This is a genomic window from Bacillus cereus group sp. MYBK216-1, assembly GCF_051916495.1.
In the GTDB taxonomy this organism is placed as follows: domain Bacteria; phylum Bacillota; class Bacilli; order Bacillales; family Bacillaceae_G; genus Bacillus_A; species Bacillus_A thuringiensis_K.
Map to the genome: position 1 here is coordinate 409,133 of NZ_JBQAGT010000002.1, position 23,969 is coordinate 433,101.

Here is a 23,969-nt window from a genome sequence, read left to right on the forward strand (position 1 = left end):
ACTTTTATTATACAAGAAAATTACTACAGTGAACAAAGGCGTTAATTGGTTTAGCTATTTTCTATAATTGATGGAATCAGAGAGACAAAGGAACATGGTTTCAGTGGATTTAAAGATTTTAGCCCGCTATTTGTGAGCAGTAAGACCCCACCTTAAAATTCAGCAGAAGCAAAGAAGTTAGGTGGGGGTCGGGCTGCCCGTAAAAGCCCGATTGGTAAGGGCTAATAATCAGTGGGGGATGAACACCCCCCATTGATTAGAGTTTCACTTTAACAAACCCCTTATCTGGAAATTAAAGAACGCCTTGGGAGAAAGGCGTTCCATGACCAAGGAATGTATGGAAAATGATACTAAATGATTCATAATGAGATGATCATAAGTATTGTATGTATTTCTCTAATGTATGTGAAGTCTTTATTTCATAATATCGAAAAAGAACATGCATATAAGCATGCTCTTTCACAAGAAAGATAGATTTCTATGAGTGGATGCCTCCATACAATAATATATGCTTGTCCAGTTAAAAGGTGAAAAGTTTTATTAAAATCGTTATTTCAATGGAGAAGCCCTAGGATTAGGAGGCTAGGGCTTCAAGTCATGGTATATCTCACACGAAATTATAAAAAGAAAAGAACGTATTGAAGATAACACATGAATATTTCATATTTTATTATAAAAACTGTATAAGGCTAGAATTTATATAAATGTAATGGAAATTAATTAATAAAAAACTTTATTAGGGATTTGCCTTAATCATTTATAACAGTCAAGAATATTTATAAAATATGACTGTAGAAACAGGTCCGATTTTTATAACGATGGAGGGAATTGGTGTGGACATAACTCAAAGTATGGCCAGAATAGTGGTTAATGGGAAAGATATTCCGTTTACTTCAGTTAGAACTTCAATATGGAATCAAGGACCTGTAAATGATTTAATTGTTTCGACAAATCGGAGAGTCGAGGAGTTTTATCAATTTATGTGGTCACAAGTGCCAGTTACGCTCACAATGTATTTTCTTCAGGGAGCGGACTTGATGAGATTTGCTAGAATTGTTGGAATCGATCAAAGTGTAACGGGAGAATATATATATCATTTCTTTTGGGGATAAAATGAATTTAAAGCAGTTTAATAGCTGTTTTTTTATTTTATAGAGACATGATTCGAAGGCGAAGAATATGTATGGCTAGGAAGAGTAGTTTAGATCGTGATATAGATAAATTATTATCGCTTCTAAGTTTTTAAAAAATTTTCAAGAAAATCGGGAGGTTCTAATTGGATATATATCAACGCTTAGTTATTAATAGGAAATATAATGAAGGTTAAAAAGTTTAATGGGAATTTATTTATTTTTTCCAATCATAAAATGCGCAATTTATGTGAAGAGAATAATGACTAGTAAGTGGTTTAATACATTTAAAGATAGGAACATAAAAAAAGCGGTGTTAGTAATATGTATTATACAAAACAATGTAGAGAAACGATCAATATATAGGTGTTATTTTTAAGGATGTTTGTTTTTATAAGACAATATAATAAAGAAGGAACAGGTTAAGGGACAGTTTGAATTTCTAACAGAGAGCTGTGTGATTAAATAGGATAAAAGTAATTATTTAATGTTGGGATAGGTTATAAATGGAGAACCAATTAAAAGAAATATTTGGTGCATTGATAGCAGCTATAGGTACAATAACTTCCGCTATTGGAAGTACACCGTTCTATTTTATAAGCAGTAATGTAAGGGAGAATCTGAATATATATGGAAACACATTGCAAGCAGTTGGTAACGCTTTAGAGGCTGATGGTCAAGGGGAAATTTCCTTTGAAAAAATTGGAAACGAAATCCAATCAATTGGTAATGTAACTGTAATATCAGGGTTAGTTATTGATTTTACAGATGAAACAAAAGTTAAATTAGTTATTTCTGGAAATTGGGCGCAGGCTTTAGGAGGACTTACAGCATTAGCAGATGAATTTGAAGATACTTCAGATAAAGATGAGTCTTTTAATGTTGTAGGAAACTTATTGCAAGCTATAGGAAATTCCTTGCAAGCGATTGGAGGGATATATGAGCTAAAAAGTATTAGAAGAGATCGGCAGGATAGTAAAGAAAATCTAGTAAATGATACAGGGGAAATTTTAGACAATCAAGCAAATAGTCAACCGGATAAAAAGAAAGAAGGCCAGTCAATAGATACCATAGGAAGTTGGATCCAAGCCGTAGGTTCTGTATTTTCATTAATTGGACAAATACGTGAAGAAAGTGAGGAGTTAGAAGGGGATGATAAATAGACTAGTTTTAAAAGAACCTCATATAGTGCGCATATTTAATGGTAAGAAACTTTTTTATTGAATTCTAAGTTTAAAATTATATGATGCAGTAGGTAAAATGGGTTTAAGGAGTATTATTAGTTTAATAAAAAAGAGCTGTTAGTAAAAACTAAAAGATTTCATAAAAACTGGTAATAGAAACTGCTTTTTAGAAAATAACTTATACTTATTAATAATGGAATAGTAAATTTAAATTGAGAGAATGAAAGAGAGCTCCTATGGAAAGAGGCTCTTTAATTAATAAATTATTGTAATGGAACCAACGCTAAAATCAAATTAATTCCGCTATTTGCGGGCAGTAAGATCCCTACCTCAAAATTAAGCGCAAGCAAAGAAGTTAGGTGGAGATCAGGCTGCCCGTAAATGCCCAATTGGTGAGGACTGATTAAAGTTTCACTTTATTAATACATTTTAGTGTTATCACTATATTTTTGAAAAGACATATGAATAACCTTGCTTTTTGAAGAATGATTTCTATATAAAAACCATATGCTATTTTGTAAGAAAAGAAAATAGCTTATAATTTATTAAATGCTCATTAAGAGTGCCTTTTGTATATGTTTGCAACCTCGGATGTGACTGCTTTTTTATTGAACATAATGACCGTTTAAATAGAAGGTTAATAGTGCGGAAGACATTAGAAGAATTAGAAAAATGTTATTAAATGAAGGAGTAGAATATGTAGCTGTTCAGATTAGAATGGATGGATTTTCTAGTGATGAAGTAATTGTTAACGACAAATATAACATATATTCGAAACTAGCATATTACAAGGAAACGTACAATGAGGATTTAGAACATAGATGGAATCCAGGAGTTCGTATTTTAGGATTTGCATATGGTTATTCGTTCTCAGGAATTATACATGAATTAGGATTATTAATTTAGTAGTGATGAAACTTATGGTGAATATTTCAATAGATACCATTATCCAACTGGTGTCTTTTTTAATGTTAAGGAATAAATAAAAAAGAGAGCTTAAGCCCTCTTTTTTATAACTGGCTAACTATTATGCACAAATTGGAATTCCTAATGCTATTAGAGTCAATGCTACTTGAAGAGAAAGCTCTAATCTAGCAATTTCGATTCCAGCAACTGAAACCACTAAAAGAGGTTGTCCATTAACGAACAAAACACAACTTTCCATGCTTACGCCTCCTTTCTAGTAATCTAATATAGTATATGGATTAAACTTTAAAAGTGTAATAGTTAAATGTATGAATTTAATATAATTAATAAATTAAACTATTATATTTAATAAATTAAAATTGACCTAACAGCTGCTTTTTTGTCACTTTATAAGAAGGGTCAGAATATATTAGAAGTATAAAAATTATAGGAGTGATAGATATGTTCTTTGCAAAATTGCGTGGTAGAAATGAAGTTCCACCAGTAGAAACAGATGCTCGAGGAGAGGGTTTCTTTAAATTAAGTCGGGACGAGCTTAGCCTAAGGTTCAAGTTAGATTTATTCAATATAGAGGATGTAGTAGCTGCCCATCTGCATCTTGGATTAAAAGGAACGAACGGCCCTGTTGTAGCTTTTTTATTTGGACCGATAACAAATCCAGTTTCAATAGAGTGCGCAACTCTTACGGGAATGATTACTCAAGAAGATTTGGTTGGACCGTTAGCGGGTCAAACATTAGGCACTCTTGTAAATGAGATTATATCTGGAAACATATATATTAATGTTCATACAGTACAACATCCTAATGGTGAAATTCGTGGACAACTAAATTATTGCTAATGAATAATGGTAGTAGGAAAATTTAGCGAGAAACAAAAAGCATCCGTTGAGGGTGCTTTTATTTGGAGAATGATATTTATATTAAAAATGTTTAAACTTAATAAAAGCTAGTGAATTAGCTTTCAGCACTCACTGAAATATAGAATCATAACATACTTTGTAATAAATTATACGGAAGTGAGTTGAAAATCATGTTTTATTCATATTTTAATTCTGAAACTGGTATGCGACCAGCGTATGGTACATCTATAACGTATAGTGGAGCACAAAGTACAGTCCAAGCTATTCAACAAGCATTGCAAATGCAACAACAATTGCAAATGCAGCAGCAAGGTGTACAACCGTATTATTCATCCGTAGAGTATTTTTACCCAGTACATCATGTTACACCGTACGGAAGTTCTTTTCTTACTATTCCATATGGAACTGTATACAACTTATAACTAATAAGGAATGAAGTGGTGTATATAAATAAGGGTGCAGGTTAATAGCGCCCTTATGAATAATAAAAATAGCTAGTCCAAACCTTATAAATCAATCTTACATAATATGTAGTAATAAGTTTGAAAGGGGAATTAGTATGTCTTGTTATTACTACTGTAAGTATTGTAAGGAGTATAAAAAGAAGCTTCATGATTGTTGTAAGAACACTAGTAAGTGCCATGATAACAAGGACAATCTTGTTAGAGCATCGGCATTTAGAGCTAGAAATACAGTAAATCAAAATGTTCCTGCTAATACTTTTGTGAAAGTGTTATTTCAAAATGAACAATTTGATTTAGCGAATGAGTATAATCCAGCAACATCTATTTTTATGCCGAAGACTAAAGGAGTATATTCTATTATTGGAACGATTGGTTTCTTTCCAAACGATCCAACTTTAAATTATAGAGCGCGTGTAGAAATTCGTGTGAATGGAAACGCAGCGATAGCTATAGATAATGACTTTTTTGGTCCAATAAGTTTTGGAAATGTAGTAAGTGTTTCGACGATTGTTCAATTGAATGCAGGGGATGAAGTTGAGATTTATGCACAAAGTAGTATAGATGGAGTTTTAAGTCCTTTAGAAGATGGTGCACATTTTGAAGCAGCAAGATTTCCTTCGCCGATTAAATAAAGTCATTAAACATTGAGTTTACAGAAGCTTAAAGGTAAATCCTCACCGAAATGGTGAGGGTTTTTTACTCTATTAAAAATAGTAACAGGTCGTCCAAGCTATTCTAATCTATATAGCATACTATATAAAAATAAGTGTAAAGGGGGACTAACTATGTCTTATTATTACTGTAAGTATTGTAAAGATTACAAAAAGGAAAGTCATGATTGTTATAGAAAAAGTAGTAAATGTGATAGGAAGTATGTAAAGGTGAAGTGTTGTGATGATAAGAAAGAGGAGCTTGTAAGGGCATCGGCATTTAGAGCTGTGAATACAGTTAATCAACCTGTTCTAGCAAATACTCCTGTTAAAGTATTATTTCAAAATGAACAATTTGATCTAGCGAATGAATATAATCCAGTAACATCCATTTTCACTCCGAAAACTAGAGGGGTATATAGTGTATTAGGAAATATAACATTTTCTCCAAATGATTTTAATGTGAATTACAGAGCTAGAGTAGAAATTCGTGTAAATGGAAATCCAGCAATAGCGGCAGATAATGATTTCTTTGGAACAGGAGTATTTTTTAATAATGATGTTTCAGTAACTACTATTCTTCAATTAGAAGCAGGAGATTCAGTTGAAGTTTTTGCAGAAAGTAGTATTGCGGGCGTAATTGTACAAAATATTAATGGTTTAAATACGGTTCACTTTGAAGCGGCAAGATTTCCTTCTCCAATTAAATAAAACAGATCATTAAATGTTTTTTAGTAGGTTTAGTTAATCCCCTTACCAAATGGTGGGGGATTATTATTGTTTTTCTAAAATATATAAGTAAACAGGTAAAGTGTAGTTTAATTTGTAGAGGCTTTAACCTTATTCAGATAATGAAAAAAATAATATGTAAATAAGTAACATGCTTCTGAAAACTCAGTGTTAGTAAGTTTACTAGTTTTTTTATAGAACAAGAAAGACGAAATACATAAAAGATCGTATCATTACGTTTTTTCTTTACTATATAGAAATTACATATTGAACATAAACTTGTGTAGGGAATGCTAGTACACTGAAAAGAATAACATAAAGGCGATTACACTATATAAAAACAAAATCAATCCTAAGATGAGTAGTATTGGATGCAGCTTGAACATATTTGACCTCCTTGAGTACATAAAGAATTTTAATATATTGTTGGTCAATTTAGAAGGGGACGGTTACATAAAAAAAGAGCATACATAATAAGTACGCTCCAAAGAAAGATAGGTTTTATGAGTGGATAATCTCCATACGATAATATATGTCCTTTTAATAAAAACGTGTAAAAAATCAATGAATTATCAATGGAATATCATAAAATGAGTAATTTTAGTCTAGGAATGCAGTCATTTTCTTTCTCAGTTATTTTAGGTAACAAAGTTGTGAAAATCGTGCATTATGCGGACTAACAACGGGATAACGATCGTACTTCAGTTACATATTTCTTAAAGTCTGGATATTGCGTGATAGTTTGACATTTTGGGGTGCATAGTTGATTAATAATAGACACATTTGTAATTACTTCGTTACAAGGACCGAAAAATGTAACTTTTAGCTTTGAATTTGGTGGGATTTTGAACACGATAGGCTTTTTTTCCATGAAATCAGCTCCTAATATTGAGTATTATAATTTAATGGATATAGAGTCGTATTAGTATAATATGAAATTTCAGTGGATTTGCTTATAATAAAGAATTTCATAGTAGTAAAAGTGCTTAAAGATGTAAAAGGGAAATTGAGAATGCGAAATAAAATGTTTAATTAATATAATCAATAAATACGAAAATAGTTAATATAACTAATACATTTTTTAATTTGTTACATATTATGTTAGTAAGAATGGTATAAGGAGGTAATATAAAGTAGTGGAAGAAAATGTACAAGCTCAGCTTTCGCCACCGTGGATCACATATTTTAATGAATTGAAAAATTCAATAGGTGCTGATCCAACTGTTACAGTTGGGCCACTTATTCCTGTTGGTGGTAATTATATTATTTTAGTGCATGCGTTAAGCAACGAAAAAGCGAGAGCATTAGCAACGCTTTTAAAATCTTTTGTACAATTTGGGAATGTAAGTGTGACAGTTATTGTAACGAATAATGAGAATGAAATTGTAAATCCATTTCCTTGTCCGCTAGATGCATTTGAAATAGCTCATTTATTTCAAGTAGCACTAGAAAATAATCCTTATTTTGAACAAGTTGTGGTACAGCCTCAGTTCCCTGGTGGACCGAATGTTGTCTTTCCGGTTTTCGCTGCGGAAGTCATTCAGTTTTTCAATGACGATATTTCTAACTTATGTCAAACGTTTACAGGTGTTGCTGCCAATGTATTTCGTGATGTAATGAATGATGAGATTTGTGGTATCCCAATTCTATTTTCCACAAGTTGTGTTATGAGCAGTGAAAATCAAGAATTACAAAATACAGATTTAGCACCAAAGTTGTTTTATTAAACTGTAAAAAGACATTTTCATTAATAGAAAATGTCTTTTTTTATGCACCAATAGTGTTCAGGTTGGAAAATTGTGATTTAAAAGGAGTAAACTTCAATTAATTAAAATTTTTCTAAATCTCAAATTTCATGTAGAGGTAGTAATTTTGACTTAAGAATATATAGAAAATGAGGGATGAAATTTTTTAGTTGAAAGGAAATCGATACTGAAAGTTATAACTTAATAATATAGGGGATTTTTTCTAATATATGTAAAAATGATTGGTAGGACGAGATTACATAATAAATGAATAGTAGGGTGTATTTCGAATATTTTATGTGGCATACATGTTAAAGTTTATAGAAATATTTCTGAAAGAGAATATATTTTGAAAAACGGTAAAGATTCTTTTTACTTATATTATAGATAGCTAGTTTTAGAGAGCTGAGGCTTACAATAAAACTAGCTATGAATAGGACATTCAAAAGGAGCTGGAATGTATGGGGTATATTGTAGACATTTCAAAATGGAATGGAACTATCAATTGGGATATTGCAGCATCTCAGCTAGATTTAGTGATTGCTAGAGTTCAAGATGGCTCTAATACGGTGGATTTTATGTATCAAAATTATGTTAGTGAAATGAAAAAGCATAGTATCCCATTTGGTAATTATGCTTTTTGCCGTTTTATATCTATTGCTGATGCGAAGAAAGAGGCGCAAGATTTTTGGAATCGTGGTGATCAATCTGCTAAGTTTTGGGTAGCGGACGTAGAAGTTCAAACGATGGCAGATATGCAAGGCGGGACACAGGCATTTATTGATGAATTACGCCGTTTAGGTGCGGAAAAAGTAGGATTATATGTAGGGCATCACACGTATCTATCATTTGGAGCACGTAATATTGAAGCTGATTTCGTATGGATCCCTCGTTATGAAGGGAATAAGCCAGCATATTCATGTGATATGTGGCAATATACGGATTCAGGGAATGTTCCTGGGATTGGGAAATGTGATCTGAATCGATTAGTAGGAAATAAGTCACTTTCTTGGTTTATAGATTCCAACAAAGCAAATCAATCTAACATAGTGTATACACAGCAACCGAATGGCATTGGTATTGCAGTTTCGAAATATCCTGATGGATATGGAATAAATTTATATGAAAACCCCATGAATCCCCAATTTACAGGTACACTCACTCAGAAAATTCCATATTTAATCTTAGCAGGTTATTGGGGAGGCGGTGAGCAAGATATGATTTGTTTAGGGAACGATAAGCAGTGGGTATATTTAAAACATTTTAATGTGAAATGGTTTTATGCAACTTCAAAATATCCTGTCGGTTACGGAGTAAATTATTATGAAGAGCCTGAATGTATGAATTATAAAGGAAACATAGATGGATCGAAATCTTTTCGAGTGTGGGGTAGAGTGGGAAATGCGGTAGATATCGGGCAGAATAGTTGGATACCTGAAAAACATGTAATTATTAAGCAACTATAGAAGCTATATTTTTTTGAGAATTATATAAAGAGTCTTCTTACTATGCATAGTAAGAAGACTCTTTATATTTAAAAATGAAAATACATGATACATAGTCAACTCATATGAAATGAATTACATGTAGAAAACACACTGTTTTCACAATGACTGTGTATAGTTAATTTGCATAATGATAAAAGTGAGGTATTTGAATTGAAAAAGAAGAAAATATTTATTGGAACAATTATTTCATGCATGATGCTAGCATTATCTGCATGTGGTTCCTCAGACAACGTAGTAACATCAAAAGTAGGAAATGTTACAGAGAAAGAATTAAGTAAAGAATTACGACAACAATATGGAGAAAGTACTTTATATCAAATGATGTTAAGTAAGGCATTGTTAGATAAATATAAAGTTTCAGATGAGGAAGCAAAAAAGAAAGTAGAAGAAGCAAAAGATAAAATGGGCGAGAACTTTAAATCGACTTTAGAACAACTTGGGTTGAAAAATGAAGATGAATTAAAAGAAAAAATGAAGCCAGAAATTGCATTTGAGAAAGCGATTAAAGCAACAGTTACAGATAAAGATGTGAAAGATAACTATAAACCAGAAATGAAAGTAAGTCACATTTTAGTGAAAGATGAAAAAACGGCTAAAGAAATAAAGGAGAAAGTAAATAATGGTGAAGATTTTGCTGCCTTAGCAAAACAGTATTCAGAAGATACTGGTTCAAAGGAACAGGGCGGGGAAATATCTAGTTTTGCTCCTGGGCAAACAGTGAAAGAATTTGAGGAAGCTGCGTATAAATTAGATGCAGGCCAAGTAAGTGAGCCGGTTAAAACAACTTACGGTTACCATATTATTAAAGTGACGGATAAAAAAGAATTGAAGCCATTTGATGAAGTAAAGGATAAAATTCGTAAAGATATAGAACAACAAAGACTACAAGATACGACAGGTAAATGGAAACAACAAGTAGTCAATGATTTATTGAAAGATGCTGATATTAAAGTGAATAATAAAGAATTTAAAGATACATTTAAATTTCTAGAAAAGAAATAATGACTGTAATCATAATTAGAAAAGGGAACTCATATAGAGTTCCCTTTTTCTAATTAGTGTGTGAGTTATAAATAGATAGTAAGACAATACAATATTACATTTAAATATTAAGAATTACAATGGGAAATTATGGATTATAATTATTTCAACGAAAGTGAATATTCTACGGTTTTCATTATGCAAGTTTATTACATATATTTACTCTTTAATAATGGATATCGAACATAATTTAAAAAATAATACATATAATGTTTTTGAATAAATATTTAACATGGATAATTAGTAAAAAGCTGAGCATTCGATTGGAAAGGATGTTCTTTTTCATATGAAAATTTTAGGATAAAGAATGAATTGTTTTAAACGCGTCATTTACCACATCAATAAATTAAGGTGGTGGAGAATATATGAAAGTAATCTTTCAAGGAGAGGGCGGCGCGAAAATTTTTGAGTCATATGATGAAAATGTAAGTGATTTATTAGCTATATTAAAAGAAACGAAAGGGATTAAAATCGGGATGGTTGAGTATAAAGTGTTAAAGTACGAACTTAATTATTTTCGTCATCCGAAAAAAGCGGATACAGAGAGAGAGTTACATATAATAGTACAACCTAAGTATATGCAATAAAATATAATAATAAAAATCATTGATTCAGTTTTGTAAAGTTCCATAGAGTATGTAAGAAAAGAGAGTGTTGTAAATGCTCTCTTTTCTTATGCTTTGTGAGTTCGTTCATCATAGTATATGTTTTCAGTTATAGATGGTTAATAAACGATAAAAATTTAAAACTTTTTCGTTTAGGCAGGGATTTTATATTTGAGTAAATAAATATACTATGAAGTATTTTTTATACGAATACTGGAGGAGTATAAAATGAGTTTAGCAAGTTACATAGGCTGTAATATAGAAATTCCGTTAACGGATCCGGATTCTAATAATCTAATTGTTTTTGGACCGTGTTTTTCAGATGAAAGTATGCTTGAAATTGTACAAGATTATCAATTCCAAACAAATTACACATATGAGGTTTCAACTAGTTGGGGAATTGAACTTGTCGAGTGGCAAAATGTAAAGGAAAAAAAGAAGCGAAAGAAAAACTTTTAACTTTATGCAAGATTATGGAAGGTTATTTGGAAGATGGAGACTATTTCGAATTATGTAGTTGTTGGGTTGGTGATGAAGATAAGGAACGAGTAGGGGAATTGAACTTAAAAATAAATCATTTTAATATAGATGAATTATGTATTCCAGAAAGAACATTAGTTAGGATAGAAAAATAAGCTTTGAAATATTTTTTAGAAAAAGGCGATTTCACTTTGGGTGAAGTCGCCTTTTAGTTGTTATATGCATGTTATATAAGAAATGAGAAGTTTATTTGATAAAGGAAAAAAGTATGGAGATAAATAAAATTATGTTTTTTGTTAAGAAATAATAAGTATGGCTCTTCTCAAAAGAACGTAAGTTCGTGTATAATAAGAACGAATGTTCTTTTAAGAGGTAACCTAATTATAGTTTAGAAGTAAATCCGAGTTTAGTGAGTATTAAAAATAACTAAGGGATAGTATGGCTAAATAAATGTATAAATGATCAAGGAGATAAAAAATGAACGATGTAAAGATACAAAAAGAAGAAAGAGAGTGGGTTCCGTTTACAGTAATGTCCGAACAACTTTTAAATATGAGAAAGATTATTGGAGAGAAATTAAAAGTACAAAAACCGCTTTTAACAAATGAAGCAAAAGAGAGAATTTCTGATAAATTATTAACGTCATTATTGTCTGAGAAAGAAATATTGGTAACATATTTTGAAGATGGTTACATACTAACAAGCTACATGACTGTTGTACATATCAATCCGGTAAAACAAATTGTAATTTGTACAGACGCCTTTTATAAAACTTACGTATTTAACGCTATGGATATTATTGAAATAACGTAAAAGAAGCTGAATATTAAATGGCAGCTTCTTTTATTTCTGATTTATGAGACAAATAATACAAGAAAAAGCAGCTAGCTTCGTGCTAGCTGCTGAGCCCCAGGGAAAGGGAGAAAAAGATAGGGTACTCCAAAATCAACAAGAGCTGTCAAACAGCCTGATTATAGTATAGACAAATTAAAATTTTCTATACAGAAAGTTGAACATAAGATTAGGCTGTACCCACTTGGTTTTGATCTGCAAGGTCAGAATCAAATGTATTGGTCGCGCTAACACCGCTAAAAGTATTAACAACAAAACCAACGTTTGATGCGCCGGAACCATTATAAGCTTTCGTATTTTCTTTCGGAGATACGTTGTAGAAATCACCTAAGTTAAATGATCCATTGCTATTTTGTACAACTAAATTTCCTACAACTGAGGGCATAATTTTCACCTGCTTTATAATAAGTTGTTAACATTACTATATGGAGTTATAGTCCAGATGGTTCATACAATAAAAATTGTGGAATAGTAAAACGTTTGGAGCGTGGATTTCAATAAAAGTGTGTTAAAATTAATATAATAAAGTTGAGTAATTTTTTTAAAAATTTTGTATAATTGATATATATGAAAATAAAGGAGGCAAAATGTAATGAAAGATATTATGAAAAAAGTTGATTTAACAGATGCCAAATCAAGTAATCTTGTTGCATTAATTTATAGTAATGAAGTTATATTAGTTGAAGACGCATTTTGTCCAAATGAAATAAAATTAAAGTTTAATGAAATTGCAATTTTATCTGCAATTAAAACAGCTCATATTGCGAAAGTGTCTATTAGGAAAGAACTTGAAGCGCTTTTTCATGACACGGGTGTTATATTAGTGAAACAAAATGTTGATTATGGCAGTAGCCAATCTATTACCATGCATTTTGAGCAATTTAAAAAATTGCAAGATGAGATTGAACATTTAAATAAAAGTATGTAATAAAGCAGCTAAATAAAGGTTCTATCATAAAGGTGGAATGTGTTGTGTTGAAAAAGTGGTTTAAAAATTATTTGGGTGAATCGCATTGTAAACATAAATATATTTTTATTAAGAGGCAGGATAATGAGGATTTTAAAAAAGGATTTACCAGTGTGAGAAATGTGAAAAAGAGAAGTTGAAATGTAAAAACAATAATGAAATAAACAATGAATTTTTAGATATATAGCAAAAAGTAACCATGATGGTTACTTTTTTTGCTTATGTATGCAATATCAAAACCATTACTAAAGTATGAGTTGAGTTGATACTATAGTAAATCGCTGAATAAAAATGAAGAGAGTAAGATATAGGGAAGGAGGATGAGAGAAATGAAGCGAAAAGAAATTAGTAAATCTGTAATTATTACAGGCGTGACACAAGGGTTAGGACGTGCGATGGTTGATCGATTTCATGAATTAGGGTGGAACATATATGGTTGTGGACGTTCAAAAAATAAAATTGAAGAACTAAAAAAACAGCACAGTAAAATACATGATTTCCAAGTAATTGATGTTTCAGATTCTCAGCAAGTTAATAACTGGGCAAATTATATACTTAATAGACATACGGCTCCCGATCTGATAATAAATAATGCATCGATTGTAAATCAAAATGCACAACTTTGGAAAATTACGGCTCAAGAATTCGAAAATGTAATGAATGTAAACGTGAATGGTGTAGTAAATGTAATAAGAGCGTTTGTTCCCGCAATGGTATCTAGGAAAGAAGGAATTATCATTAATATGAGTTCTAGTTGGGGGAGAGAAGGTGAAGCTGAGCTTGCGCCATATTGTGCCTCGAAATTTGCAATTGAAGGTATCACTAAATCTATGGCCCTGGAATTACCCCATGGCATGGCTGTAGTTGCTTTAGATCCTGGAGGGAGTATTAGTACTCCAATGCTGAAGTCATGTGCGCCACAATATATAAATGAATCGCCTACACCTGAAACTTGGTCACATAAAGCAATTGAATATATATTGAATATAACAATAGATAAAAATGGAGATTCATTGACATGCCCAGCATGCATATAAAAAGCACCTTTAAGGTGCTTTTTATATTAGTAGCACATTATATCATTCACAAAATTACATCTGAAAAATAAAATAAAAGATTAAGGGTGAGATTTGTTTGTTTTGAAAGCTTTAGAAAATATTTGAATAGGTGATAAAAATGAATCCAAGCAGTTTAAAAGTGACAGGGGCATGGTTTCAAGTAGGGGGGAATCTTACAGCTGCTATTGGAACGACAAGAGGATTTATTGGAGAAGAGAAAGTTGAATCGGAACTTGTTATTGTAGGAAGCTCATTACAAGCCCTCGGGTATATATTACAAATCATTGCGAGCAATTATGAGGATGGGGAAGAAAAAAGAGAGAATCAAAGTAAATTACTTGATCAAATAGGAATTGAGTTATTAGCATTAGGAAATATATCAAATGTAATAGGAATATATTTTAATATAAATGAACAATTGAAAGAAAATGATTATCTTATCATTACAGGGAACAGTTTACAATCGATTGGTGCTTTTCTAGGAGTAGAAGCAGCTTTGGTGGATATAAATGTATTACAGAAAATTATTATACTGGGTAACTCCATGCAAAGTTTAGGAGCTGGATTACAAGCGTATCAAGGTGTTTTAAATGTATTGAAAGATGAGAAAGAAAATAAAGATAGTATTTTTGATAAGAAGGATGAGAGAATCATTGCACTCATTGGTATTTGGATACAAGCGACAGGAACGTTAATTTCCGCAATTGGAATAACTGCAATAGAGGAAGAAAATAGGCTAGAAAACAATGAAAAGTCTGAAATACTTATATAAATAGAAGGAGATACATTGATTTTAGAGGCAGGTTAAGATTAAAATGGTAGTAGGTTTTTTTGCGTATATTTTGAAAAGTGATATATAAAATACAAAATAAGGAGTTTTCAAGGGATGATGTATTTATTAGCAATTTTTCTTCCACCTGTTGCTGTATTATTTTGTGGAAAACCAATTCAGGCAATCATAAATTTCATATTAACATTAATATTTTGGGTTCCAGGGGTTATACATGCAATTCTTGTAGTGCATGATAAAAAAGCTGATCGGCGTTTGAAAAAACAAATTCAAGCATATGATGAAATTAATAAGAGGAATCGAAGATAATTCATCTGCAAAATGTTTTTAAAAGAAAGGAGGATTAACCTCCTTTCTTTTTTAGTGGGTGTTAAGTTTAAATTTTTGTGTGGCGGAAAGAATTTTTAATGTAAGTATTATGATAATAACTTTTAGATTGTGCATGTAATAGGCCAGTATAAATGCTTTCTGGTACATTAAAGAAATCATACATACCATTCTTTAATTGGATTCGCAAAATCATAGAAAAAGGATTATAACCAACAGCAACTATATTTTTTGAGGTAACCGGAGATAGCTTCATTATTATGCAACTCCTTATTTTTCATTTTTAATAATTCTTTGTAGGCAACGGTATTGTGGTGTTGAAATCTTTATAATTAAAGAGGTATTATACTTATATGCAATATATTAAATATTTGTTATACGTAATTATAAGGAAGTTCACACGAAGTACATATCGTTGTGCTATTTTTATTTCACCTTTGATTTATAAATAAGAAAATATTGACCATTTGAAAAAAAGGTATATTATTTATACGAGGTATTAAAAATTCACTTTTTACATTCTATGCTTAAAGGGGCAGCGTTATTAGGAAAAATAGAAGTGAAAATAGTTTGTATAAGAAGTATTCTAAAATTTATAATCTGTGAATTAGGAAAATATTGAATGCTCCAGGTCAATATACTTTCTTAATCAAATTCATTTTAGAAGGTGACCTCAATATTTTTAAGTAAATCAACGGGAGAATTGAAAGGCAGGAGAAAGTAACATGTCAGAAAATTATCGTTCTCGAGAGGAACGACGACAAGTTAAAAAGAAAAAACAGCCAGCTTCTAAAACACAAAAACCAAAAGGTAAAACATCATTCTTTCGCAAGTTTTTAATTACTTGTTTATTACTTGGTATTGTTGGTTTAGTGGCGGGGGTTGCTACCTTTTTCGTAATGATTAAGGACGCACCAAAACTGGAAAAAGCAAAACTTGTTAATCCGTTATCCTCAAAAATTTATGATAAAAACGGGGATTTGGTATATGAATATGGAAAAGAAAAAAGGACGAATGTTACGTATGATCAAATACCTAAATTAGTAGAAAATGCATTTTTAGCGACAGAAGATTCACGTTTTTATGAGCATAGCGGAGTAGACTTTAAAGGTACTGCCCGTGCTGTTTTAGTGAGTCTTAAAGGAGATTATGGCTCTCAAGGTGGAAGTACGATAACGCAGCAAGTTATTAAAAACTACTTCTTATCAATGGATAAAACACCAAAGCGTAAGGCGCAAGAAATATATCTAGCTTATAAACTAGAACAACAGTATTCAAAACATGAAATATTAGAGATGTACTTAAATAAAATTAACTTAGGTAATCGTTCATATGGTATCGCAACAGCAGCACAAAACTACTATGGTAAAGAATTGAAGGACTTAACATTACCAGAAGTTGCGATGCTTGCAGGTTTACCGAAAGCACCGAATAACTATGATCCAACGAAAAAAGAAAATGTTCAAAAAGCAACAGAAAGAAGAAATGTTGTTCTAAGTTTAATGAACCGACATGGATATATAACAAAACAGGAAATGGAAGAAGCATCAAAAGTTGACGTAGAAAAGGGGCTTAAGCCTGCAGCTCAACTACAAACAATGCCATACCCTGCATTTATGGATGCAGTTGTGAAAGAAGTAGAAAAAGAATTACCAGATGCTAATATCGGTTCTGACGGTTTAGAAATTTATACAACGTTAGATCCGAAAGCACAGAAACTTGCTGATAATATTTTAAATAATAATATCATTGATTATCCGAACGATAAATTCCAAGGTGCATTCACATTTATGGATACGAAAACAGGAGAAGTTCGTGCTATAGGTAGTGGCCGTGGAGAAAATAAAGCTGTATTTAAAGGGCATAATATGGCAATTGAATTAGATCGTGCAGCTGGTTCAACGATGAAGCCGATTTTCGATTACGCTCCTGCAATTGAATATTTAAAATGGGCTACGTACCATCAAATTGATGACTCTCCATTTAAGTATTCAACGGGTCAAGAAGTTCGAAATGCAGATAGAAGTCATATGGGCCCTATTACAATGCGTGTAGCATTAGAAAAGTCACGAAATATCCCAGCAATTAAGACTGCGAAAGAAGTGGGAATTAATAAATCAAAAGACTTCTCTGAGAAATTAGGAATTACATTTAATGCAGCACCGACTGAATCAACAGCGATTGGTACAAATGAAGTATCACCAACTGAAATAGCGGGCGCTTATGCGGCATTTGGTAATGAGGGTAAATATACGAAACCGCATTTTGTTAAGAAAGTCGTTTATCCAGATGGTAAGTCACAAAGTTTTGGACAAAAACCAAAACAAGTTATGGCAGACTCTACAGCATATATGATTACAGATATGCTTCGTTCTGTAGTTACATCAGGTACTGGTACAGCTGCAAATATAGCATCTTTAGATGTAGCTGGTAAAACGGGTACGACAAACTACTCATCAAAACAATTAGCTCAATATAAAATTCCAGAAAGTGCAACTCGTGATAGTTGGTTTGCTGGATATACACCGCAATATACGATGGCAGTATGGACTGGGTATATGAAAGATGGCAAAGACGAGTATATTAGTAGTAAAAATACGAAAATTGCACAGTTGATTTTTAAAGAAATGATGAGTGAAATGGCTACAGATAAATCACGCTTTAAAATGCCAAGTAGCGTTATTCAAGAAGGTAGTGAGCTACGTATAAAAGGTGAAAAACGTGATTCATCGCCAAATACTAGCGTACCGGATACAACGGAGCAACCAAAACAAGATCAACAGCAAAAAACTGAAGAAGAGAAAAAGCAAGAAGAATTAAAGAAACAAGAAGAACTGAAAAAACAAGAAGAACAAAAGAAACAAGAGGAACTTAAGAAGCAAGAAGAACAAAAGAAACTAGAAGAGCAAAAGAAACAAGAAGAAGAAAAGAAACAAAATGAGCAAAATAACGGAAATGGTCAAGGAACGACACCTCCAGCGAATAACGGAGGAGGCCAAGGAACGACACCTCCAGCGAATAACGGAGGAGGCCAAGGAACGACACCTCCAGCAAATAACGGAGGAGGCCAAGGAACGACACCTCCAGCAAATAACGGAGGAGGTCAAGGAACGACACCTCCAGCGAATAATAATGGAGGTCAAGGAACTCCAACCCCACCTGCAACAGTACAACCAAATAATGGTGGAAATGCAGGAGAGGTTCCTGCCAATAATGGACAATAAGAAAAATTTATAGAAAAGTTTTCAAAAAGCACTTAAGATTTGTGGAAATTTACAATCTTAAGTGCTTTTTTCATTTTGCTACAGAAAATGTAATGTTAAGGGCTGGATAGAAGAAAAAGAGTGAATTAACGTAAAGAGAGAAAAGTCTACTTGCAAATGATGGTATGTGTTGGTTATCCTGCAAAGGGACTAACTATGATGAATCATATAAAGTATTAAATAAGTAAAAATTATATTCAAATCTTTAATAAATGTCTTTCTTTAACGGTTACTTTAGTTTGAAAAACAATTAAAAAGTCGAATTTCTTATTTAAGGAATTCGACTTTGTTATGTTAAAACTGGATTAAAGGTTCGCCTTATTAAAATTTAGGGGTAATACAGTGATAGCTATTAAATGTTAAACGTACCATGAAAATTTTGAAAAAAAATTGAAGGGAAATGATAAAAGACTTGAGTCGGAGGTAGTGGAGGATAACTATGGCTATGAATGGGAGTACTACTGGGGTGTGTACCATGATGCCAAAATGATGGGGTAACTTGACCGGGAATTTGATATTGCTGCCAAGTTGCGGGAAGTTCAATTCCTACATCGGAGCTAGCTGTATGAACTGCAGGAACATGTATCCCAGGAGTCGAAGGAACTACGGCAGTTACTCTTAATAATACCCACATAAAATATTCACTCCTAAGTTGTGTTAATAAATTAGTATATTCTTTTCACACGTATAAAGGTACATATATAGGACTTTCGTTTAAAATATGCGTACAAAGTCTTAAGACTAATGTAAGCTGATGGTGGACTATTTAATATGAAAAGATACGTCTATTTGAGGAGGGAAAAGAGATAAAAAAAATATACAATGAGGGTGTTAATCGTAATATTTTACGAGTGTATGGAGGTATTTTTATGGAACGATTATGGACGAAATCATTTATTCAAATGACTTTCGCAATGTTATTTTTATTTACAGGATTTTATTTACTTGTTCCAACGCTCCCGCTCTTTATTAAAGAGATAGGCGGCAATGAATCGCAAGTTGGACTTATGATGGGGATGTTTACAATAGCTGCTGTTGTAATACGACCGATTATTGGAGGAATGTTAGATCAATATGGTAGAAGATCCTTTATTATTTTCGGACTCATCTTTTTTGGCTTAACGATGTACTCCTATAATATAGCATCGACTATTGTCCTTTTAGTTGTTTTACGTGTTATTCACGGAGTAACATGGGCTGTTTCTACAACAGCTGTTGGAACAGCAATAACGGATATTATTCCAGATTCACGCCGCGGTGAAGGTATGGGTTGGTATGGGATGGCGATGACAATTGCAATGGCGATTGGACCTATGATTGGATTATGGGTTGTGCAAAATTATTCATTTGATGGTCTATTTTTATTAGCGACGTTGTTATCTTTTATGGCAATTGTATTATCATTAATAACGAAGATCCCATTTACGCCACAAAAAGAAAAAGGGAAAATTCAGCTATTTGAGAAATCCGTATTAACAATCACGATTGTAGTATTCTTTTTATCGTTTGCATATGGAGGAATAACAACCTTTTTACCGTTATTTGCATCATCAATTCATGTAAACCCGGGAACTTTCTTTCTTGTATATGCAATTGCATTAACAATTGTAAGACCAATTTCAGGGAAACTATTAGATAAGTATGGAGAAGTATTCATCATACTTCCAGCATTATGTATTACTATTTTAGCTATAGTTGTTTTAACTATCTCAAATGGTTTGATAGGTGTAATTATCGCAGCAACATTATACGGTATTGGATTTGGTTCAGCGCAGCCAGCTTTGCAAGCGGCAATGCTTACAATTGTCGATCCGAGTAAAAGAGGAGTTGCAAATGCTTCATTTTTTACAGCGTTTGATTTAGGAATCGGGTTAGGTGCTATTTTACTTGGAGTTGTTTCACAAATGTTTGGTTATCGTATTTTATTTTCAGGGAGTGCAATTTCAGCATTGATAGCCTTAATTATTTTCGTCTTCTTTGTAAAACAACGATTAGGAAAAAAAGAGTTTGCGTAAACTGGAGGAATAAAGATGAGAATTTCAATTGATCGTAAAGCTCTGCAATGGTTCCAGGAAGAATTACGTATAAAGCACGGTGAATCTGTACGTTTTACTGTAAGGTACGGAGGGGATAGTTCAATTCAGCCCGGATATTCTTTAGGGGTTGTTGCTGAGAAACCCGATGGCGAAATAGTGTCAGTTGAGAAGGAAGGTATTATATTTTTTGTAGATTCTGATGATCTTTGGTATTTTCAAAACTATGATTTATTTGTAAGTTATCATGAGGAAATGGAAGAAATTCAATTTAATTATGTAAAATAATAACTTTATTAAAAATGAATAAGTTTTATATAAAAATTATATTTAAGAGATAGTGAAATAAATATCATATAGTAACGAGCTGTATTTATGTACAGCTCGTTTTTTCTATTTCTCAAATAAAATTAGAATAATTGTATATTTGGCGGTGTTATATGAAAAATCTTTATATCTTGTTTTTGAAAATACGCAAAGAAGTCTATCCTTTCTTTATAAAATATAAGAATTATTTTCAAAAAATTGTATTGTTACAGTAAGAAAAGTGTAGGAAACTTATCATTATAAAATAAATTGAAATCTTCTAAAAACTCTGATACATTGAAATAGAAATGTAGTTTCACAATATTGTAAAGGCTTACAGTTATGTGCACGAAGATCTATTAGGATTGGAGGAAATAATGATGAAAGCTGAAGAGAAATTTTCCCCGGGATTAGATGGTATAGTGGCAGCGGAGACGAAAATCTCGTTTCTTGACACAGTAAAAGGTGAAATTGTAATTCAAGGGTATGACTTAATCGAACTCTCAAAAACAAAAGAGTATTTAGACATTGTGCACCTTTTATTGGAGGAACACCTACCGAATGAAGATGAAAAAGTAACACTTGAAAAGAAATTAAAAGAAGAATATGCAGTACCAGAAGGTGTATTCAACGTACTAAAGGCATTGCCTAAAGAGACGCATCCCATGGATGGATTACGTACAGGTGTGTCAGCGTTAGCTGGTTACGATAATGATATCGAAAACCGCTCGTTAGAAGTGAATAAAAGCCGAGGGTACAAGCTGTTAAGTAAAGTGCCAAACATTGTAGCGAATAGCTATCATATTTTAAATAATGAGGAGCCAATTGAACCTCTTAAAGAATTATCTTATAGTGCGAATTTCTTCTATATGTTAACTGGTAAAAAACCAACTGAACTTGAGGAAAAGATCTTTGATCGTTCCCTTGTTTTATATAGTGAGCATGAAATGCCAAACTCTACATTTACAGCTCGCGTTATTGCATCAACACAATCAGATTTATACGGTGCTTTAACAGGTGCAGTTGCATCTTTAAAAGGAAGTTTACATGGCGGTGCAAATGAAGCGGTTATGTACATGCTTTTAGAAGCTGGTAATGTTGAGAAATTTGAAGAGTTATTACAGAAGAAACTATATAACAAAGAAAAAATTATGGGCTTTGGACACCGTGTTTATATGAAGAAGATGGATCCAAGAGCACTTATGATGAAGGAAGCTTTAAAACAGTTATGTGATGTAAAAGGTGATTATACACTATATGAAATGTGTGAAGCTGGAGAAAAGATTATGGAAAAAGAAAAAGGAATTTATCCAAATCTTGATTATTATGCAGCTCCAGTATATTGGATGTTAGGTATTCCAATTCAACTTTACACACCAATCTTCTTTAGCTCTAGAACAGTGGGGTTATGTGCGCACGTTATTGAGCAACATGCAAATAATCGTTTGTTCCGTCCTCGTGTAAATTATATTGGCGAGCGACATGTACTTAGTAAATAAGAACAACTGGGGAGTTGTTAGCGCCGCCCGCCAGATGGGTGTTTGACCGACACCCATCATTAATAATAACGAATTTTCGACAGAAAGGGAAGAATAGCATGATTAAAACAAATGAAATTAAGCAAAAAGATGCATTATTAGAAGAGATTACCGATTATGTATTAAATAAAGAGGTTACTAGTGCAGAAGCATTCAGTACAGCTCGTTACGTATTACTTGATACACTTGGATGTGGAATTTTAGCACTGCAATATCCAGAATGTACGAAATTACTAGGACCAGTTGTGCCAGGAACAATCGTGCCAAATGGTACACGTGTACCAGGTACGTCTTATGTACTAGATCCAGTAAAAGGTGCATTTAATATCGGATGTATGATCCGTTGGTTAGACTATAACGATACTTGGCTTGCAGCAGAGTGGGGACATCCATCTGATAACCTAGGCGGAATTTTAGCAGTTGCAGATTATATTAGCCGTGTTCGTATTTCAGAAGGAAAAGAAGCTTTAAAAGTACGTGAAGTATTAGAAATGATGATTAAAGCACATGAAATTCAAGGCGTGCTTGCTTTAGAAAACAGCTTAAACAGAGTTGGTCTTGACCATGTATTATATGTAAAAGTAGCAACAACTGCAGTAGTTGCGAAAATGCTTGGCGGAATACGTGAAGAAATCTTTAATGCATTATCACATGCGTGGATTGATAATTCTAGTCTTCGTACATATCGTCATGCTCCAAATACGGGCTCACGTAAATCATGGGCTGCAGGCGACGCAACGAGCCGCGGTGTTCATCTTGCAATGACTGCTCTAAAAGGTGAAATGGGTTATCCAACAGCATTATCTGCGCCAGGATGGGGATTCCAAGATGTATTATTCAATAAACAAGAATTAAAATTAGCAAGACCACTAGAGTCATATGTAATGGAAAATGTATTATTTAAAGTGTCATATCCAGCAGAATTCCATGCACAAACGGCTGCAGAATGTGCAGTGAAGTTGCATCCGGAAATTAAAGAGAGATTAGATGAAATTGACCGTATTACAATTACAACTCATGAATCAGCAATTCGTATTATTGATAAAGAAGGTCCATTAAATAACCCAGCTGATCGTGATCATTGTTTACAATACATTACGGCAATTGGTTTATTAAAAGGAGATATCGTTGCAGACGATTATGAAGATGCAGTAGCAAACGATCCACGTGTAGATGAATTACGTAATAAGATGGTTGTTGTTGAAAACAAACAGTACAGTTTAGATTACCTTGACCCGAACAAGCGCTCAATCGCCAACGCTGTTCAAGTTCACTTTAAAGATGGCACAGTAACAGAAAATGTGGAATGTGAATATCCACTTGGTCACCGCTTCCGTAGAGACGAAGCAATTCCAAAAGTTGTTCAAAAATTCACTGCAAATATGGCAGGTCATTATTCTAGTAAGCAACAAGAACAAATTCATGAAGTTTGTTTAAATGAAGAAAAACTAGAAAATATGAATGTAAACGAATTTGTAGATCTATTCTTAATTTAATAATAGGGGGGAATT

The 23,969-nt window shown here is 32.5% G+C and carries 27 protein-coding genes and 2 pseudogenes; 24 read left to right on the forward strand and 5 right to left on the reverse strand.

Going from position 1 to position 23,969, the window contains the following annotated elements:
- Positions 1-785: 785 nt before the first annotated feature.
- The 3 genes and pseudogenes from ACTFRH_RS07715 to ACTFRH_RS07725 all read left to right on the forward strand — a co-directional run bounded on the left by ACTFRH_RS07715 (position 786) and on the right by ACTFRH_RS07725 (position 3,220).
- The gene (locus ACTFRH_RS07715; RefSeq protein ID WP_002164002.1) at positions 786-1,112 is read left to right on the forward strand and encodes a hypothetical protein; all 327 of its coding nucleotides are present in this window, start codon (positions 786-788) and stop codon (positions 1,110-1,112) included.
- A 524-nt stretch (positions 1,113-1,636) separates the two neighbouring features.
- Positions 1,637-2,293 carry a DUF6944 family repetitive protein gene (locus tag ACTFRH_RS07720; protein WP_000431339.1) on the forward strand — a complete coding sequence of 219 codons (657 nt, stop codon included), beginning with the start codon at positions 1,637-1,639 and terminating at the stop codon, positions 2,291-2,293.
- 661 nt (positions 2,294-2,954) lie between these two features.
- Positions 2,955-3,220: pseudogene (locus ACTFRH_RS07725) on the forward strand (hypothetical protein).
- A 121-nt stretch (positions 3,221-3,341) separates the two neighbouring features.
- Here the strand turns inward: ACTFRH_RS07725 and ACTFRH_RS07730 are convergent.
- Entirely contained in the window at positions 3,342-3,479 is a 138-nt protein-coding gene (locus ACTFRH_RS07730; RefSeq protein WP_000443219.1) for a DUF3956 family protein, read from the reverse strand.
- Between the two features lie 203 nt (positions 3,480-3,682).
- On the opposite strand from ACTFRH_RS07730, the gene ACTFRH_RS07735 reads away from it, so the two are divergent.
- From ACTFRH_RS07735 to ACTFRH_RS07750, 4 genes are all read left to right on the forward strand, one after another.
- Positions 3,683-4,081, forward strand: a complete 399-nt coding sequence (locus ACTFRH_RS07735; RefSeq protein ID WP_000464545.1) for a CHRD domain-containing protein — start codon at positions 3,683-3,685, stop codon at positions 4,079-4,081.
- Positions 4,082-4,272: 191 nt separating this feature from the next.
- Entirely contained in the window at positions 4,273-4,524 is a 252-nt protein-coding gene (locus ACTFRH_RS07740; protein WP_000500095.1) for a DUF3947 family protein, read from the forward strand.
- A gap of 137 nt (positions 4,525-4,661) precedes the next feature.
- Positions 4,662-5,198, forward strand: a complete 537-nt coding sequence (locus ACTFRH_RS07745) for a C1q-like domain-containing protein (RefSeq protein ID WP_001278090.1) — start codon at positions 4,662-4,664, stop codon at positions 5,196-5,198.
- 153 nt (positions 5,199-5,351) lie between these two features.
- The gene (locus tag ACTFRH_RS07750; RefSeq protein WP_000122942.1) at positions 5,352-5,927 is read left to right on the forward strand and encodes a hypothetical protein; all 576 of its coding nucleotides are present in this window, start codon (positions 5,352-5,354) and stop codon (positions 5,925-5,927) included.
- A 694-nt stretch (positions 5,928-6,621) separates the two neighbouring features.
- On the opposite strand, the gene ACTFRH_RS07755 is transcribed toward ACTFRH_RS07750, so the two are convergent.
- Positions 6,622-6,816 carry a hypothetical protein gene (locus ACTFRH_RS07755; protein ID WP_000412557.1) on the reverse strand — a complete coding sequence of 65 codons (195 nt, stop codon included), beginning with the start codon at positions 6,814-6,816 and terminating at the stop codon, positions 6,622-6,624.
- 265 nt (positions 6,817-7,081) lie between these two features.
- Between ACTFRH_RS07755 and ACTFRH_RS07760 the strand changes: the two genes are divergently transcribed.
- The 7 genes from ACTFRH_RS07760 to ACTFRH_RS07790 all read left to right on the forward strand — a co-directional run bounded on the left by ACTFRH_RS07760 (position 7,082) and on the right by ACTFRH_RS07790 (position 12,137).
- Positions 7,082-7,672: a hypothetical protein gene (locus tag ACTFRH_RS07760; protein ID WP_000392280.1), complete on the forward strand. Its 591-nt coding sequence runs from the start codon at positions 7,082-7,084 to the stop codon at positions 7,670-7,672.
- Positions 7,673-8,151: 479 nt separating this feature from the next.
- Positions 8,152-9,156 carry a glycoside hydrolase family 25 protein gene (locus tag ACTFRH_RS07765; protein WP_000540657.1) on the forward strand — a complete coding sequence of 335 codons (1,005 nt, stop codon included), beginning with the start codon at positions 8,152-8,154 and terminating at the stop codon, positions 9,154-9,156.
- Between the two features lie 192 nt (positions 9,157-9,348).
- Positions 9,349-10,200 carry a peptidylprolyl isomerase PrsA gene (locus tag ACTFRH_RS07770; RefSeq protein ID WP_000727343.1) on the forward strand — a complete coding sequence of 284 codons (852 nt, stop codon included), beginning with the start codon at positions 9,349-9,351 and terminating at the stop codon, positions 10,198-10,200.
- A gap of 404 nt (positions 10,201-10,604) precedes the next feature.
- Positions 10,605-10,826, forward strand: a complete 222-nt coding sequence (locus ACTFRH_RS07775) for a hypothetical protein (RefSeq protein WP_000864280.1) — start codon at positions 10,605-10,607, stop codon at positions 10,824-10,826.
- 246 nt (positions 10,827-11,072) lie between these two features.
- Entirely contained in the window at positions 11,073-11,303 is a 231-nt protein-coding gene (locus ACTFRH_RS07780; RefSeq protein WP_000050497.1) for a hypothetical protein, read from the forward strand.
- A 14-nt stretch (positions 11,304-11,317) separates the two neighbouring features.
- Positions 11,318-11,479 carry a hypothetical protein gene (locus ACTFRH_RS07785; RefSeq protein WP_000399419.1) on the forward strand — a complete coding sequence of 54 codons (162 nt, stop codon included), beginning with the start codon at positions 11,318-11,320 and terminating at the stop codon, positions 11,477-11,479.
- Between the two features lie 322 nt (positions 11,480-11,801).
- Complete coding sequence (locus ACTFRH_RS07790; protein ID WP_001999741.1) at positions 11,802-12,137, forward strand: YolD-like family protein; 336 nt, start codon at positions 11,802-11,804, stop codon at positions 12,135-12,137.
- A 208-nt stretch (positions 12,138-12,345) separates the two neighbouring features.
- Here the strand turns inward: ACTFRH_RS07790 and gerPF are convergent, their stop codons facing one another.
- A complete protein-coding gene (gerPF, locus tag ACTFRH_RS07795; RefSeq protein WP_001141569.1) occupies positions 12,346-12,561 on the reverse strand; it encodes a spore germination protein GerPF in 216 nt (71 codons plus the stop codon).
- A 207-nt stretch (positions 12,562-12,768) separates the two neighbouring features.
- Between gerPF and ACTFRH_RS07800 the strand changes: the two genes are divergently transcribed.
- From ACTFRH_RS07800 to ACTFRH_RS07820, 5 genes and pseudogenes are all read left to right on the forward strand, one after another.
- Complete coding sequence (locus ACTFRH_RS07800; protein WP_000651907.1) at positions 12,769-13,104, forward strand: hypothetical protein; 336 nt, start codon at positions 12,769-12,771, stop codon at positions 13,102-13,104.
- A 44-nt stretch (positions 13,105-13,148) separates the two neighbouring features.
- Positions 13,149-13,330: pseudogene (locus ACTFRH_RS07805) on the forward strand (hypothetical protein).
- Between the two features lie 142 nt (positions 13,331-13,472).
- Positions 13,473-14,180, forward strand: a complete 708-nt coding sequence (locus ACTFRH_RS07810; protein WP_000823067.1) for an SDR family oxidoreductase — start codon at positions 13,473-13,475, stop codon at positions 14,178-14,180.
- Positions 14,181-14,319: 139 nt separating this feature from the next.
- Positions 14,320-14,973: a DUF6944 family repetitive protein gene (locus ACTFRH_RS07815; RefSeq protein WP_001070047.1), complete on the forward strand. Its 654-nt coding sequence runs from the start codon at positions 14,320-14,322 to the stop codon at positions 14,971-14,973.
- Positions 14,974-15,087: 114 nt separating this feature from the next.
- Positions 15,088-15,300, forward strand: a complete 213-nt coding sequence (locus ACTFRH_RS07820) for a YqaE/Pmp3 family membrane protein (RefSeq protein ID WP_000990219.1) — start codon at positions 15,088-15,090, stop codon at positions 15,298-15,300.
- Positions 15,301-15,367: 67 nt separating this feature from the next.
- On the opposite strand, the gene ACTFRH_RS07825 is transcribed toward ACTFRH_RS07820, so the two are convergent.
- On the reverse strand, positions 15,368-15,574 hold the full coding sequence (locus ACTFRH_RS07825; RefSeq protein ID WP_000777844.1) for a KTSC domain-containing protein: 207 nt from the start codon (positions 15,572-15,574) through the stop codon (positions 15,368-15,370).
- Positions 15,575-16,043: 469 nt separating this feature from the next.
- On the opposite strand from ACTFRH_RS07825, the gene ACTFRH_RS07830 reads away from it, so the two are divergent.
- The gene (locus ACTFRH_RS07830; protein ID WP_001293948.1) at positions 16,044-18,542 is read left to right on the forward strand and encodes a transglycosylase domain-containing protein; all 2,499 of its coding nucleotides are present in this window, start codon (positions 16,044-16,046) and stop codon (positions 18,540-18,542) included.
- A gap of 391 nt (positions 18,543-18,933) precedes the next feature.
- Here ACTFRH_RS07830 and ACTFRH_RS07835 read toward each other — a convergent pair whose 3' ends face one another.
- Positions 18,934-19,215: a hypothetical protein gene (locus ACTFRH_RS07835; RefSeq protein WP_000270088.1), complete on the reverse strand. Its 282-nt coding sequence runs from the start codon at positions 19,213-19,215 to the stop codon at positions 18,934-18,936.
- A gap of 235 nt (positions 19,216-19,450) precedes the next feature.
- Here ACTFRH_RS07835 and ACTFRH_RS07840 point away from each other — a divergent pair, with 235 nt between their 5' ends.
- The 4 genes from ACTFRH_RS07840 to prpD all read left to right on the forward strand — a co-directional run bounded on the left by ACTFRH_RS07840 (position 19,451) and on the right by prpD (position 23,954).
- The gene (locus tag ACTFRH_RS07840; RefSeq protein ID WP_440048728.1) at positions 19,451-20,596 is read left to right on the forward strand and encodes an MFS transporter; all 1,146 of its coding nucleotides are present in this window, start codon (positions 19,451-19,453) and stop codon (positions 20,594-20,596) included.
- A gap of 15 nt (positions 20,597-20,611) precedes the next feature.
- On the forward strand, positions 20,612-20,902 hold the full coding sequence (locus ACTFRH_RS07845) for a HesB/YadR/YfhF family protein (RefSeq protein ID WP_001222842.1): 291 nt from the start codon (positions 20,612-20,614) through the stop codon (positions 20,900-20,902).
- Between the two features lie 395 nt (positions 20,903-21,297).
- Positions 21,298-22,419, forward strand: a complete 1,122-nt coding sequence (mmgD, locus tag ACTFRH_RS07850) for a citrate synthase (RefSeq protein ID WP_002041090.1) — start codon at positions 21,298-21,300, stop codon at positions 22,417-22,419.
- A gap of 98 nt (positions 22,420-22,517) precedes the next feature.
- The gene (prpD, locus tag ACTFRH_RS07855; RefSeq protein ID WP_000598122.1) at positions 22,518-23,954 is read left to right on the forward strand and encodes a 2-methylcitrate dehydratase; all 1,437 of its coding nucleotides are present in this window, start codon (positions 22,518-22,520) and stop codon (positions 23,952-23,954) included.
- The last annotated feature ends 15 nt before the right edge of the window (positions 23,955-23,969 follow it).

Bases quoted from the DNA above. Each gene is read 5' to 3' on its own strand.
- ACTFRH_RS07715 (WP_002164002.1), top strand. From the start codon at position 786: ATGACTGTAGAAACAGGTCCGATTTTTATAACGATGGAGGGAATTGGT.
- ACTFRH_RS07720 (WP_000431339.1), top strand. From the start codon at position 1,637: ATGGAGAACCAATTAAAAGAAATATTTGGTGCATTGATAGCAGCTATA.
- ACTFRH_RS07730 (WP_000443219.1), bottom strand. From the start codon at position 3,479: ATGGAAAGTTGTGTTTTGTTCGTTAATGGACAACCTCTTTTAGTGGTT.
- ACTFRH_RS07735 (WP_000464545.1), top strand. From the start codon at position 3,683: ATGTTCTTTGCAAAATTGCGTGGTAGAAATGAAGTTCCACCAGTAGAA.
- ACTFRH_RS07740 (WP_000500095.1), top strand. From the start codon at position 4,273: ATGTTTTATTCATATTTTAATTCTGAAACTGGTATGCGACCAGCGTAT.
- ACTFRH_RS07745 (WP_001278090.1), top strand. From the start codon at position 4,662: ATGTCTTGTTATTACTACTGTAAGTATTGTAAGGAGTATAAAAAGAAG.
- ACTFRH_RS07750 (WP_000122942.1), top strand. From the start codon at position 5,352: ATGTCTTATTATTACTGTAAGTATTGTAAAGATTACAAAAAGGAAAGT.
- ACTFRH_RS07755 (WP_000412557.1), bottom strand. From the start codon at position 6,816: ATGGAAAAAAAGCCTATCGTGTTCAAAATCCCACCAAATTCAAAGCTA.
- ACTFRH_RS07765 (WP_000540657.1), top strand. From the start codon at position 8,152: ATGGGGTATATTGTAGACATTTCAAAATGGAATGGAACTATCAATTGG.
- ACTFRH_RS07775 (WP_000864280.1), top strand. From the start codon at position 10,605: ATGAAAGTAATCTTTCAAGGAGAGGGCGGCGCGAAAATTTTTGAGTCA.
- ACTFRH_RS07780 (WP_000050497.1), top strand. From the start codon at position 11,073: ATGAGTTTAGCAAGTTACATAGGCTGTAATATAGAAATTCCGTTAACG.
- ACTFRH_RS07785 (WP_000399419.1), top strand. From the start codon at position 11,318: ATGGAAGGTTATTTGGAAGATGGAGACTATTTCGAATTATGTAGTTGT.
- ACTFRH_RS07790 (WP_001999741.1), top strand. From the start codon at position 11,802: ATGAACGATGTAAAGATACAAAAAGAAGAAAGAGAGTGGGTTCCGTTT.
- gerPF (WP_001141569.1), bottom strand. From the start codon at position 12,561: ATGCCCTCAGTTGTAGGAAATTTAGTTGTACAAAATAGCAATGGATCA.
- ACTFRH_RS07800 (WP_000651907.1), top strand. From the start codon at position 12,769: ATGAAAGATATTATGAAAAAAGTTGATTTAACAGATGCCAAATCAAGT.
- ACTFRH_RS07810 (WP_000823067.1), top strand. From the start codon at position 13,473: ATGAAGCGAAAAGAAATTAGTAAATCTGTAATTATTACAGGCGTGACA.
- ACTFRH_RS07815 (WP_001070047.1), top strand. From the start codon at position 14,320: ATGAATCCAAGCAGTTTAAAAGTGACAGGGGCATGGTTTCAAGTAGGG.
- ACTFRH_RS07820 (WP_000990219.1), top strand. From the start codon at position 15,088: ATGATGTATTTATTAGCAATTTTTCTTCCACCTGTTGCTGTATTATTT.
- ACTFRH_RS07825 (WP_000777844.1), bottom strand. From the start codon at position 15,574: ATGAAGCTATCTCCGGTTACCTCAAAAAATATAGTTGCTGTTGGTTAT.
- ACTFRH_RS07830 (WP_001293948.1), top strand. From the start codon at position 16,044: ATGTCAGAAAATTATCGTTCTCGAGAGGAACGACGACAAGTTAAAAAG.
- ACTFRH_RS07835 (WP_000270088.1), bottom strand. From the start codon at position 19,215: ATGTGGGTATTATTAAGAGTAACTGCCGTAGTTCCTTCGACTCCTGGG.
- ACTFRH_RS07840 (WP_440048728.1), top strand. From the start codon at position 19,451: ATGGAACGATTATGGACGAAATCATTTATTCAAATGACTTTCGCAATG.
- ACTFRH_RS07845 (WP_001222842.1), top strand. From the start codon at position 20,612: ATGAGAATTTCAATTGATCGTAAAGCTCTGCAATGGTTCCAGGAAGAA.
- mmgD (WP_002041090.1), top strand. From the start codon at position 21,298: ATGATGAAAGCTGAAGAGAAATTTTCCCCGGGATTAGATGGTATAGTG.
- prpD (WP_000598122.1), top strand. From the start codon at position 22,518: ATGATTAAAACAAATGAAATTAAGCAAAAAGATGCATTATTAGAAGAG.